Origin of the sequence: Rhodobium orientis (assembly GCF_003258835.1) — a bacterium.
Classification (GTDB): Bacteria; Pseudomonadota; Alphaproteobacteria; order Rhizobiales; family Rhodobiaceae; genus Rhodobium; species Rhodobium orientis.
The window spans coordinates 37,382-49,982 of sequence record NZ_NPEV01000013.1 but is presented as its reverse complement, the minus strand read 5'-3'; the positions used below and the strand labels follow the sequence as shown (position 1 = coordinate 49,982).

The following is a 12,601-nucleotide window of genomic DNA, read 5'->3' as shown; positions in this document are numbered from 1 at the left end:
TTCGGCAGAGTTCCCACGCTGAATACGACACGCATGATCCCTCGCCGATCAGACCACCGTGTCTTAACGCATTTCATCCGGCGCGCTGGCGCCCAGAATAGCCAGGCCCGCTTGAATGACCGCCTGAACACTGTGAACGAGGGCAAGTCTGGCTAAGGATGACTGTCGATCTTCAACGTTAATAAAGCGTAATTGAGGCAAATCCTTGCCTCTGTTCCACTGGGCATGGAGCGCACTCGCCAGGTCGTAAAGGTAAAACGCGACCCGGTGCGGCTCGTGTGCCAGGGCTGCCGCCTCAACGAGGCGCGGCCATTCGGCGATCTTTGCAATGAGAGCGATTTCGCCCTCGTCGGTCAAGAGGTCCAGCGGCGCGGCCTCCAACGCGGCCGGCGTGAGGTCCAGGCCCGGCAGCTCGTTCGCTGCCTGGCGGAACACCGAGGCGCAGCGGGCATGGGCGTATTGCACGTAGAACACCGGGTTGTCGCGCGACTGCTCGGTGACCTTCTGGAAGTCGAAATCGAGCGGTGCGTCGTTCTTGCGGTAGAGCATCATGAAGCGCACCGCATCGCGGCCGACTTCCTCGACGACGTCGCGCAAGGTGATGAAGTCGCCAGAGCGCTTCGACATGCGCACCGGCTCGCCGGCCCGGTAGAGCTTGACGAGCTGGCAGAGCTTGACGTCGAGCGCCGCCTTGCCGCCGGTCACCGCCTTCACCGCCGCCTGCATGCGCTTGACGTAGCCGCCATGGTCGGCGCCCCAGACGTCGATCTGGGTGGTGAAGCCGCGCAGGAACTTGTCGTAGTGGTAGGCGATGTCGGAGGCGAAATAGGTGTAGCTGCCGTCGGACTTCAGGAGCGCACGATCGATATCGTCGCCGAAGTCGGTGGAGCGGAACAGCGTCTGCTCGCGGTCCTCCCAGTCGTCGGGAAGCTGGCCCTTGGGCGGCGGCAGGGTGCCGACATAGATGAGGCCCTGCTCTTTCAGCGCCTCGATCGCCTCGGCAACCCGGTCGCGGTCGCCGGAGACCAGCGAGCGTTCGGAAAAGAAGGTGTCGTGCGTGACGTTGAGCGCTTTCAGATCCTCGCGGATCATCGCCATCATCATGGAGATGGTCGTCTCGCGGACTACCGGCAGCCATTCGGCCTCCTCAAGGCCGAGAAGGCTGTCGCCATGGGCCTCGGCGATGGCCTGGCCGACCGGCATCAGGTAGTCGCCGGGATAAAGCCCTTCCGGGATCGCGCCGATCTCCTCGCCGATCGCCTCCTTGTAGCGCAGGTAGGCGGAGCGGGCGAGGACGTCGACCTGCACGCCGGCATCGTTGATGTAGTACTCGCGGCCGACGTCGTAGCCAGCATATTCCAGGAGGTTGGCGAGCGCGTCGCCAACGACGGCGCCGCGGCAATGGCCGACATGCATCGGCCCGGTCGGATTGGCCGAGACGTATTCGATGTTGACCTTTTCGTCGGTCTCGATGGCGCCCTTGCCGTAGGCGCTGCCGGCGCCGATGACCTTCTTGAGGTGGCGTGCCCAGAAGCCGGGCTCCAGGCGGATATTGATGAAGCCGGGACCGGCGATCTCGACGGCGGCAACGTCCGCATCCTCGCCGAGCCGGGCGGCGAGCGCGTCGGCGATGTCGCGCGGCTTCTGACCTGCCGGCTTTGCCAGCACCAGGGCCGCATTGGAGGCCAGATCGCCATGGGCGGGGTCGCGCGGCGGCTCGACGACGACGTTGGCCAGATCGAGTTCGCCACCGTCTTTTGTTTTGATATCAGATGCTTCAATAATTTTCTTGATGCGCGACGCGAAGTCTTTGAAGATGTCCATGGTCCGCTTTTCTGCTTCTTTCCGGCGCGGCGCGCGCCCGGGGCCGGCACCTATCGCAATTCCGGGGTATCGTCAAACAGCCGCTCGTGCTCGCGCCAGGCGTAGCGGTCCGTCATCCCGGCAATGTAATCGCAGACCCGGCGGGCCACCTTGTCCCGCGTCGCGCCTTCCAGCCCCTGGTGCCATTCCTCCGGCATCAGGTCCGGATCGGCAAAGAACGCCGCAAAGAGGTCGCGCGCGACCTTTCCGGCCTTGGCCCGCGCCTCCATCACCGAGGGGTGGCGGTACATGCACTCAAAGAGGAATTTCTTGATCGCACGCTCCGGGCCCGCGATGCGCTCGGAAAAGGCGACGAGCGGATGGTCGAGGAGGCGCACCGCCTCGGGCGTATCGACCTTGGAGCGCGCCACCCGCATGCGCACCTCTTCGGCAACGTCGCGCACGAAGGTTCCGATCAGGCGCCGTACCGTCTCGTGGATGAGGCGCGAGCGCTCCAGCCCCGGATAGGCGCGGTTGAGATCGGCAAGCGTCGGACCGACCAGCGGCACATCCAGAAGGTCCGCGGCGGTGAAGAGATCGGCTCTCAGGCCGTCGTCGATGTCGTGGGCGTTGTAGGCGATGTCGTCGGCAATGGCGGCAATCTGCGCTTCCGCCGACGGCCAGGACCACAGCATGAGATCGTTCAGCGGCACATAGGAGCGGATGGCGTGGGGCAGCGGGCGTCCGGCATAGCGGCCGACGGGCGTGCCCTCCCGGTCCGTCAGCGGGCCGTTGTGCTTGACGAGGCCTTCCAGGGTCTCCCAGGTGAGGTTCAACCCGTCGAAATCGGCGTAGCGCTGCTCCAGCCGGGTGACGATCCTCAGCGACTGGGCATTGTGGTCGAAACCGCCATAGTCGGCCATGCAGTCATCGAGCCTCTCCTCTCCCTCATGGCCGAAGGGCGTATGGCCGAGGTCGTGGGCAAGCGCCAGCGCCTCGGCGAGGTCCTCGTCGAGGCCGAGGGTCCTCGCCAGCGAGCGGGCGATCTGGGCGACTTCGATGGAGTGCGTCAGCCGCGTGCGGAAGTGATCGTCCTCGTGATAGACGAAAACCTGGGTCTTGTGCTTCAGGCGCCTGAACGCGGCGGAATGGATGACCCGGTCGCGGTCGCGCTGGAAGGCCGTGCGGCTGCTGCTGGCCGGCTCGGGAAAGAGGCGGCCGCGGCTGGCGTTGGGGTCCGCGGCAATCGGCGCGCGCGGTGGCGGAGAATAACGCGGCACCTTCCCTGTCCCCCGATTCCGGCGATGGCCGCGTCCTGGCGGCGACCGCGCAATTGACTCACCCGCCGTCGTTCATAACTATTTGGCAACGACGAACACAAGGTGACGCCCCGGCATCGATGCGCCGGACCCGCACCGCCCAGCCACGAGCGAGATCGCCATGACCGCCACTTCAGACGTTGTCGTAACAGAGCGCGCCGCCACGCGCATCGCCAAGATCCTTGCCGCGGAAGACGCCGGCACGATGCTGAGGGTCAGTGTCGAGGGCGGCGGCTGTTCCGGCTTCCAGTACAAATACGACCTGGTGCGCGAACGCGCCAGCGACGACATCGTCATCGAGAAGGCCGACGCCACCGTCGTCATCGACCCGGTCTCCCTGCAGTTCCTGGAAGGCTCGGAGATCGACTTCGTCGACGATTTGATGGGCCAGTCGTTCCAGATCAAGAACCCGCATGCCACTGCCTCCTGCGGCTGCGGCACGAGCTTTTCCATATGACGGTCTCGGTCGCGACCTGGAACGTCAACGGAATCAAGGCACGCATCGACAACCTGCTGACATGGCTTGAGGAATCGAAGCCCGACATTGCCTGCCTGCAGGAGATCAAGTCGGTCGACGAAAACTTCCCGAAGGCGAGGATCGAGGATCTCGGCTACAACGTCGTCACCCACGGCCAGAAGGGGTTCAACGGCGTCGCGATCCTGTCGCTTCTGCCAATCGACGAGGCGACGCCGCGGCTGCCGGGCGACGACGGCGACGAACAGGCCCGGTTCCTGGAGGCCGTCGTCTCGGTCGAGGGCGGTGCGCTGCGGGTCTGCTGCCTCTATCTGCCGAACGGCAACCCGGTTGATTCGGACAAGTTCCCCTACAAGCTCTCCTGGATGGAGCGGCTGGAGGCGTTCGCCCGCGACCGGCTGGCGCTGGAAGAACCGCTCATCCTTGCCGGCGACTACAACGTCATCCCGATGCCCGAGGACGCCAGGCATCCCGACGAATGGGTCGGCGATGCGCTCTATCGCCCCGAATCGCGGGGCGCATTTCGCCGGCTCGCCAATCTCGGCATGACGGATGCCCTGCGTGCTTCAAGCGATGCCGACGGGCTCTACACCTTCTGGGATTACCAGGCCGGCGCCTGGCAGAAGAACAACGGCATCCGCATCGACCATCTGATGCTGTCGCCCCAGGCGGCCGATCGGCTTTCGGGCGTCACCATCGAAAAACACGTGCGCGGCTGGGAAAAGCCGTCGGACCATGTGCCGGTGCGCATCGAACTCACCTGAGTCCGGCCCCGGACCGCGCGCCTGCCGCCGGCTATTCGCAGAAACACGCACCGCGTGCTACACTGGCCGCGATGGGATAACGCGCGCACTCACGATTGCTGCCTTCCTTGCGGCCCCTGCCGTTGCGGCTCCGGGCGCGCCGGCGTTCGCCGCCGGCCCGAAGGTGCCCTGCTCCTGCCGCTACCAGGGCCAGTCCTATCAACTCGGCAGCACCGTCTGCCTGAAGACGCCCGAGGGCGAGCGCCTGGCGCGCTGCGAGATGGTGCTCAACAACACGTCCTGGCACTTCCTTGAAAAAGGCTGCCCGCTTGCCGCCACGCCCGGACGACCCGGCGGGTGGCATCTTCAGGTGAGCGAGGCGCCGTTGGCCCGACCTGGCGGACGGGGAGGAAATCCGCCGCGTCGACGGATCGATCCGGCAGGATAGGACAACGGCTAACGAAACGTAGCGTACTCATCGGAACTTACAACGACGGTGCGCCGTGTCCGGCGCCTACTGCGCCGAGGCGTAGGTCGCGATCCAGCTCTCCGCGCGGCTCGAGGCCTTGCGGCGCTGGGTCTCCGTGGCCGCGGCAAAGGCGGCCTCCTGGCTGTCGAGGATCCACTGGTCCTTCGGCAGCACCGCCTGGTGGCGCGCGATGGTCAGCCAGGTGAGGCCCGCGGTCGGGCGCTGGGGCACAACCTCGCCATCGACCAGCAGCTTTCCGAGCAGCGCCTGTGCCTGGTAATGGCCCTTCTTGGCGGCGAGCTGCAGCCAGCGGGCGGCCTGGCGGCCGTCGCGCTTGCCGCCGCTGCCGTCCAGATACATGCGGGCCAACTGGAACTGGGCGTTGGCGTCGCCGAAATAGGACGCCGCATAGGAGAAGATCTCCCGGGCGCGGCGGGCATTCGGCTCGATGGCGGAATCCTTGATGCCGCTCAGATAGTAGGAGCCGAGCTCCACGAAGGCGTTGGCGACAAACGGCGCGTCCGGAGAGGACGGCGCCTCGTCTGCGTGGGCGTTGGCGATGCTGCGGAAATACTCGAACGCCTTCATGTCGTCCTCGGCGACACCGTCGCCTGCGGCATACATCCGTCCGAGCTTCCATTGCGCCAGCGGATGTCCCTTGTCGGCGGCAAAGCTGAGCGCATCCACGGCGGCGTCCTTGTCGCCGGCGTAGTAGGCGCGCGCGCCGGTCCGGAACGCCTCGACCGGCGAGCGGTCGGACGGCGCCACCGCCGTCGTACCGTCGAAGGCAAGGGCCGGAACGGCCGCCGTCAGGAGACTGGCCGCAACGGCTCCGGCGGCGACTGCCGCCGGGAGCCGTGACGCACTACTGGTCCGCATAGCAGATTTTTTCCACAGCTCCGCCCGGATGGGTGACCGCGCCCTTGTAGGCGGGCCCCACGGTCTGGGCGTATTTCCACAACGTGCCGGTGGTGTACATGGTCTCGCGCGGCTGCCATTCGGCGCGCCGCTTTTCGAGTTCCGCGTCGTCGAGCTTGACATCGAGCCGGCCCTCGATGGCGTCGATTTCGATGATGTCGCCGTCCTTCAGGAGGCCGATCGGGCCGCCGACCGCCGCTTCCGGGCCGACATGGCCGATGCAGAAGCCGCGGGTGGCGCCGGAGAACCGGCCGTCGGTGATCAGCGCGACCTTGTCGCCCATGCCCTGGCCGTAGAGCGCGGCCGTGGTCGACAGCATTTCGCGCATGCCGGGACCGCCGCGCGGCCCCTCGTAGCGGATGACGAGGACGTCGCCCTCCTCGTACTGGCGGTTGGACACGGCCTCGAAGCACTCTTCCTCGGAATCGAAGCAGCGCGCCGGGCCGGAGAACTTGAGGTTCTGCATGCCCGCGACCTTCACGATCGCGCCGTCGGTGGCGAGGTTGCCCTTGAGGCCGACGACACCGCCGGTCGGCTTGATCGGGGTGCTGGCCTGATAGATCACGTCCTGGTGCTCGTTCCACGCGACCTTTTCCAGGTTCTCCGCGATCGAGCGGCCGGTGACGGTCAGGCAGTCGCCGTGCAGGAAGCCATTGTCGAGCAGCGTCTTCATCAGCATCGGGATGCCGCCGGCCTCGAACATGTCCTTGGCGACGTATTTGCCGCCCGGCTTCAGGTCGGCGATATAGGGGGTCTTCTTGAAGATCTCGGCGACCTCGAAGAGGTCGAAGTCGATGCCGCATTCATGGGCGATCGCCGGCAGGTGCAGGGCCGCGTTGGTCGAGCCGCCCGAGGCGGCGACGACGGTTGCGGCATTCTCCAGCGCCTCGCGGGTGACGATGTCGCGCGGGCGGATGTTGTGGGCGATGAGCTGCATCACCTGCTCGCCGGCGGCCATGCAGAAGCGGTCGCGGATCTCGTAGGGCGCCGGTGCGCCGGCCGAATAGGGCAGCGCCAGGCCGATCGCCTCGGAGACGGTGGCCATGGTGTTGGCGGTGAACTGGCCGCCGCAAGAGCCGGCGGACGGACAGGCGACCTGCTCCAGCTCCTCAAGGTCGCTGTCGCTCATGCGGCCGACCGAGTGCAGGCCGACGGCCTCGAAGACGTCGACCACGGTGACGTCCTTGCCGCGGTAGGTGCCCGGCAGGATGGTGCCGCCATAGATGAAGATCGAGGGCACGTTGAGACGGCACATGGCCATCATCATGCCCGGCAGGGACTTATCGCAGCCGGCCATGCCGACGAGGGCGTCGTAGCAGTGGCCGCGAATGGTCAGCTCGACGGAGTCGGCGATGACCTCGCGGCTCGTCAGCGAGGCCTTCATGCCCTGGTGGCCCATGGCGATGCCGTCGGTGACGGTGATGGTGCAGAACTCGCGCGGCGTGCCGTGGGCCGCGGCGACGCCCTTCTTGACCGCCTGGGCCTGGCGCATCAGCGAAATGTTGCACGGCGCGGCCTCGTTCCAGCACGAGGCGACGCCGACGAAGGGCTGGTTGATCTGGTCCGGACCAAGGCCCATGGCGTAGTAATAGGAGCGATGCGGCGCCCGCTGCGGCCCTTCGGTCACATGGCGGCTCGGCAGTCGCGACTTGTCAAAAACCTTGGCGTCCATCTCTCAAATCCCTATCGGTCGTGCGGTTGCGGTTGTCGGGTCCGGGAGCGCGGCCTACTGCGTCAAAATCCTCGAAATGCGCAGGCGCCGTGCCTCCTTTTGTCCGCCGCTCGGACCGATCAGACGGTCCCCTCTCCGGGAACGTCGCATGGGAGACTTCCTCGTCCCACTTTGTGGCCGAACGGCGGCATATTCTCGCCCCGCCGGGTATAGTCGATCGATCAAAGGCTGTGTGTTGCATCAACGACACATTCGCGTCCCGGAGACTATTCCGGGGCGTCGCGGGCCCTCTGTTTGCGGCATCGGAAGCGTTTACCGTACGTGCGAAAACCGGTGCCGTGGCGTTGTCTTTTTGCGACGTCGTGCGGAGCGGGGGCCCGTTGTCGCGCGGGGCGCCTCAGGCGCTCGCCTCGAGCCCCGGCACCTCGGCTTCATCATCGGACGCGAGACGTTTCGGCGGCGGCGCCATCGCCTTGGCGAGATCGATATAGACCTTGCCGGGAAGCGCCGGGGCGAACAGAAACCCTTGCGCGGCCGTGACGCCGAGCTCGCGCAGGCGGTCGACCTGCTCGGCGTGCTCGACGCCCTCGGCAATAATGCCCATGTGCAGGTTGGCGGCGAGCTGGACGAGCTTGTCGACGATGGCGTCCGCATTTTCGTCGGTCAGCAGCGTGTCGATGAACATCTTGTCGATCTTGACGATATCGACGCCGAGCATCTGCAGGTAGGCGAGCCCGCTGTGGCCGGTGCCGACGTCGTCGAGCGCGATGCGCAGGCCGAGGGCGTGCATCTCGGCGATGATCTTGCGGGCCTTGTCCATGTCGGCCAGCGGCTGGCGCTCGGTGACCTCGAAGACGAGCTGGCGATAGCTGATCGGGCCGTCGCCGAAGATTTCCTCGATATCCTCGATGGTCCGCCTGTCCTTGAAGTGGATGGCCGACAGGTTGATGGAGACCTTCAGTTCCGGGCGGCTCTCGTAAAGCGGCCCCAGCTCGTCCCGGGTCTTGCGCATGAGCTGGCGGGTGATCTCGATGATATGGCCGCTGGTCTCGGCGAACGGCATGAACGAACCCGGATAGCCGATGGTGCCGTCGGGCTTGGCCCAGCGCGCCAGCACCTCGCAGCCGCGCAGGTGCCCGGTCTCGATGTCGACGACGGGCTGGTAGTAGGGCACGAACTCCTGCTTGACGATCGCCTCCAGGAATTCGCTCGAGTCGTTGCGGGAGGCGACCATCGCCATGCGCAGTGACACGATCATGATGATGAGGCCGAAGGCGATGGAACAGGCGGTGACCAGAACGTTGAGCGGCTGGATCGGCTCCCAGGCCGCGCTCCAGGGCGCCGAGAGACTGACGCTGACGGGAAAGTGGCGGGAGGTCCGGGTCGCTTCCAGCCAGTCGCCGCCCTCGTCGCGCAGCGACTTGCCCTCCTCCAGCCAGATCGTCCCGTCCTTCAGCCGAACCACCGCGTGCATATGGTCGCGAAGGTTCTCCGGCCCGGGGTCGATGTCGAGGACCTGGGGAGCGAGCCGGGCGACCAGCCGGCGCCCGTCCTTCAGCGCCCAGCCGATGACGGCGGCGTTCTCGCCCTTGGCGTCGCCGACAATGCCCATGGCAATCGACGAGGCCGACTTGCGGTAGGGCGGCAGCAACGTCGCCGCCGCCAGGCGCCCTTTCGGCTCCAGGCACATGGCAAGGCCCTTCTCGTCGACCATACCAACCGAATCGATGAAGCCGGAACCGCGGGCAACCTCGATGAATCCTTCCCGGGATTGCGGGGAACAGTCGGTCTGCTTCCTGTCGTGCAGCAGGTGGAGCGCCTGCGTCGCCTCGGAGATGACCCGGTCGGCCCGGTGCACATAGCGCAGGGCCGCGCCGTGCAGCTCCTCCATGCCGCGGCGCTCGGCGTGGCTCTGCAGGATGAAGCGGGCGAGCAGGAACGGCCCGATCGCCAGCAGCAGCGCCGTCAGGAACGCACGGAGGAAAGGGAGGCTGCGGGCTAACAAGGGAACACTGTCCGCGTGCACGGGTTTCGACGGCGACAGTTTGCCTTTTTTGGGTAAATGACTGCTGAACAGGGTTAATCGAATACCGCTCGCGGTCCCCCCTTGCCGAAAACGCAGACGGGGCGGCGCTGCCCAGGCAACGCCGCCCCGTCGAACCGTCAGGCCACCGGGTCTGTCGCTACATCTTGAATTCCGGCAGCTTCTTGTCGACCGCCACGTTCTTCAGCGTGACGAAGACCGGCATGCCGTCCTTGTAGGGCGGATAGTCCTCGCCGCCGATCAGCGGCAGCAGGTATGTGCGGCAGGCCTCGGTAATGCCGAAGCCGTCCTCGGAGATGAACTCCTTCGGCATCATCTTTTCAACGTTGGCCACATCCGCGAGCGGTGCCTTGCCGATCTCCCAGGCATAGGGAGCGTCGGAGGTGCGCACCACCGTCGGCATGATCGCGTTCTCGCCGGCGAGCGCCATTTCCACGCCCGCCTTGCCGAGCGCATAGGCCTGGTCGACATCGGTCTTGGAGGCCAGGTGCCGGGCCGCGCGCTGCAGGTAGTCGGCGACCGCCCAGTGGAACTTGTAGCCGTGGGCGTCCTTGACCATGTTGGCGACGACCGGCGCGGCGCCGCCGAGCTGGGCATGGCCGAAGGCATCGCGGGTGCCCTGGTCGGCCAGGAAGGTGCCGTCCTGCCAGTGGGCGCCCTCGGAGACGACGACAGTGCAGTAGCCGTGCGAGTCCACCTTGGCCTTGACGGCGGCAAGGAACTTCTCCTGCTCGAACGGCACTTCGGGGAAGATGATGATGACCGGGATGTCGTTGTCGGCATCGGCGGCAAGGCCACCGGCGGCCGCGATCCAGCCGGCATGGCGGCCCATCACCTCAAGCACGAACACCTTGGTGGAGGTCAGCGCCATGGAGTTGACGTCGAACGAGGCCTCGCGGGTGGAGACGGCGATGTATTTGGCGACGGAGCCGAAGCCCGGGCAGTTGTCGGTGATCGGCAGGTCGTTGTCCACGGTCTTGGGGACGTGGATGGCCTGGATCGGGAAGCCGAGGGATTCGGAGATCTGCGAGACCTTGTGGCAGGTGTCGGCGGAATCGCCGCCGCCATTGTAGAAGAAATAGCCGATGTCGTGGGCCTTGAAGACCTCGATCAGGCGCTCGTATTCGCGCCGGTTGTCCTCAAGGCTTTTCATCTTGTAGCGGCAGGAGCCGAAGGCGCCGGCCGGCGTGTGGCGCAGGGCGGCGATGTCGGCGTCGGACTCCTTGGAGGTGTCGATCAGGTCCTCCGTCAGCGCGCCGATGATGCCGTTGCGGCCGGCATAGACGGTGCCGATCTTGCCGGCATTGGCGCGCGCGGTCTCGATGACGCCGCAGGCCGAGGCGTTGATGACCGAGGTGACGCCGCCCGACTGCGCGTAGAATGCGTTCTTTGCCATAGACCGTTTTCCCCTTTTCAAATGGATTGCAGCAGGACTTGCCCGGCCCGCTTATACAGGATCGTGGCGGTAATTTTAGCCGCCTTTCGCTGCGGCGCAGTGACATTGCCGCAACGCCGCACAAAAACGAACGGGAGCGCCGGGCGTTTCCCCGGCACTCCCGCAATCATCGCTGGCAACGGACCGTCAGGCGTTCCCGCTGCGGCCCTTTTCAACGAGGTCGCCGATATAGCGCGGCAGGGCGAAGGCCGCCCGGTGCACCTCCGGCGTATAGTAACGGGTCTCGATCGCGGCAGCCTGGAAGCGCTCCTGGAGGGTCTCCAGCGGAACGGTCCGCAATGCCTTGTCGTCGCTCGCCCAGCCGAGCGCCATGTGGCCGCCGATATAGGTCGGCACCGCCACCACATAGGCGCTGGCATCGGCAAAGAGCTTTGAGAAATGCCCGATGCTGGAGACCAGTTCGCCGCCCTGCAGGAACGGCACGCCGTTCTGGGTGACGAGCACGCCGCCCGGCTTCAGGCAGCGCTTGCAGCCGGCATAGAATTCGGCACTGAAAAGCACCTCGCCCGGCCCGATCGGGTCGGTGGAGTCGATCAGGATGGCATCGAAGAGCCGGTCGGTCTCGGCAACGAACTTCATGCCGTCGGCGATCACCAGGTCAAAGCGCGGATCGTCGAAGACGGGCGCGTTGAAGCTTGAAAAATGCTCGCGCGAGAACTCCACCACCGAGGCGTCGATCTCGACCTGGGTGAGCCGCTCCACGCCCTTGTGCTTCAACGCCTCCTCGGCCATGCCGCAGTCGCCGCCGCCGACGATCAGGACCTCGCGCGCCGCGCCATGGGCGAGGATCGGCACGTGGGCCATCATCTCGTGGTAGACGAACTCGTCGCGGGCGGTGACCTGCACCACCTCGTCGAGCATCAACACGCGGCCGTAGGCGGCGTTCTCGATCAGCGCCAGGTGCTGGTGCTCGGTCTTTTCCTCGTAGAGGACGTCGGACGCTTCGAGCGAGAACCGGAGGCCGTTGTGCAGCGTTTCGGAAAACCAGCGCCGCCCGGTCAAGCCCCCCGCCCCCTCAGGATTTCGCTGACGACGATACGGTCCGGCTTGAAGGCGGACCGGATGACCTCCACGCAGCGCTCCGGCATGGCATCGCCGCACATGAAGACGTCGAACGCCGCATAGCCATTCTCCGGCCAGGAATGGACCGAGATATGGCTTTCGGCGAGGACGGCAACGCCGGAGACGCCGTTCGGCTCGAAGCGATGCAGATGGATGTGCAGCAGCGTCGCGCCGGCGGCCTCGACGCACTCGACCAGGGTCTTTTCGATATGCCCGCAATCGTCGAGGTGCTCGGCACCGTGAACGTCGATGATCAGGTGCGAGCCGGCGCAGCGAATGCCGTTCTTCTCGATGAAGTGGTCTTTCCGGTCGAGCCCTTGCCCGTGCGGATTGAATTGCTCCTCGGGCGCAACGCCTTTGGGGTGGGTGTCGTGATCTTCCTTTTGGGCGATGCTTGGAGCGTCCAAGTCCATCCCCAGCGGGAAGAGGGCGGCGTTTGACATCGCGTCCTCCTGACCTGCCAGTAGATGTACCCGGGATGTTTTCCGGAGAGCCGCGGATATAGGCTGATTGGCCGTCACATTCAACATGTGAACCCTGCAAAACGTGCGGATTCGTCAAGTATTTTTCGCCGCTCGCAAAGCCGTGAAGCCTTCTAAAGAAAAATACTTACGAAGTTGGGCGGAACGGGTTGCCGTGC

At 65.7% G+C, this 12,601-nt stretch carries 10 protein-coding genes; 2 read left to right on the top strand and 8 right to left on the bottom strand.

Features of this window, described 5'->3' with window-relative positions; translation table 11 throughout:
* Positions 1 to 63: 63 nt before the first annotated feature.
* Both argS and CH339_RS08470 read right to left on the bottom strand, forming a co-directional pair.
* Positions 64 to 1,824, bottom strand: a complete 1,761-nt coding sequence (gene argS / locus CH339_RS08475) for an arginine--tRNA ligase (RefSeq protein ID WP_111433912.1) — start codon at positions 1,822 to 1,824, stop codon at positions 64 to 66.
* Positions 1,825 to 1,874: 50 nt separating this feature from the next.
* Positions 1,875 to 3,083: a deoxyguanosinetriphosphate triphosphohydrolase gene (locus tag CH339_RS08470; protein ID WP_111433911.1), complete on the bottom strand. Its 1,209-nt coding sequence runs from the start codon at positions 3,081 to 3,083 to the stop codon at positions 1,875 to 1,877.
* Between the two features lie 160 nt (positions 3,084 to 3,243).
* Between CH339_RS08470 and erpA the strand changes: the two genes are divergently transcribed.
* Positions 3,244 to 3,579: an iron-sulfur cluster insertion protein ErpA gene (gene erpA, locus CH339_RS08465; RefSeq protein ID WP_184443272.1), complete on the top strand. Its 336-nt coding sequence runs from the start codon at positions 3,244 to 3,246 to the stop codon at positions 3,577 to 3,579.
* Positions 3,576 to 4,361, top strand: coding sequence for an exodeoxyribonuclease III (gene xth, locus CH339_RS08460; protein ID WP_111433909.1), 786 nt, complete (start codon positions 3,576 to 3,578; stop codon positions 4,359 to 4,361). The genes erpA and xth overlap by 4 nt, the downstream gene beginning before the upstream one ends.
* Before the next feature lie 493 nt (positions 4,362 to 4,854).
* Here the strand turns inward: xth and CH339_RS08450 are convergent, their stop codons facing one another.
* From CH339_RS08450 to speD, 6 genes are all read right to left on the bottom strand, one after another.
* Complete coding sequence (locus CH339_RS08450) at positions 4,855 to 5,688, bottom strand: tetratricopeptide repeat protein (RefSeq protein WP_111433908.1); 834 nt, start codon at positions 5,686 to 5,688, stop codon at positions 4,855 to 4,857.
* The gene (gene ilvD, locus CH339_RS08445) at positions 5,675 to 7,399 is read right to left on the bottom strand and encodes a dihydroxy-acid dehydratase (protein ID WP_111433907.1); all 1,725 of its coding nucleotides are present in this window, start codon (positions 7,397 to 7,399) and stop codon (positions 5,675 to 5,677) included. Before ilvD ends, CH339_RS08450 begins: the two co-directional genes overlap by 14 nt.
* A gap of 397 nt (positions 7,400 to 7,796) precedes the next feature.
* The gene (locus CH339_RS08440) at positions 7,797 to 9,404 is read right to left on the bottom strand and encodes an EAL domain-containing protein (protein ID WP_111433906.1); all 1,608 of its coding nucleotides are present in this window, start codon (positions 9,402 to 9,404) and stop codon (positions 7,797 to 7,799) included.
* Between the two features lie 178 nt (positions 9,405 to 9,582).
* On the bottom strand, positions 9,583 to 10,839 hold the full coding sequence (locus CH339_RS08435) for a 6-phosphofructokinase (protein WP_111433905.1): 1,257 nt from the start codon (positions 10,837 to 10,839) through the stop codon (positions 9,583 to 9,585).
* Between the two features lie 186 nt (positions 10,840 to 11,025).
* Entirely contained in the window at positions 11,026 to 11,901 is an 876-nt protein-coding gene (gene speE, locus CH339_RS08430; protein ID WP_111433904.1) for a polyamine aminopropyltransferase, read from the bottom strand.
* Entirely contained in the window at positions 11,898 to 12,404 is a 507-nt protein-coding gene (gene speD, locus CH339_RS08425) for an adenosylmethionine decarboxylase (RefSeq protein ID WP_111433903.1), read from the bottom strand. Before speD ends, speE begins: the two co-directional genes overlap by 4 nt.
* Between the last annotated feature and the right edge of the window lie 197 nt (positions 12,405 to 12,601).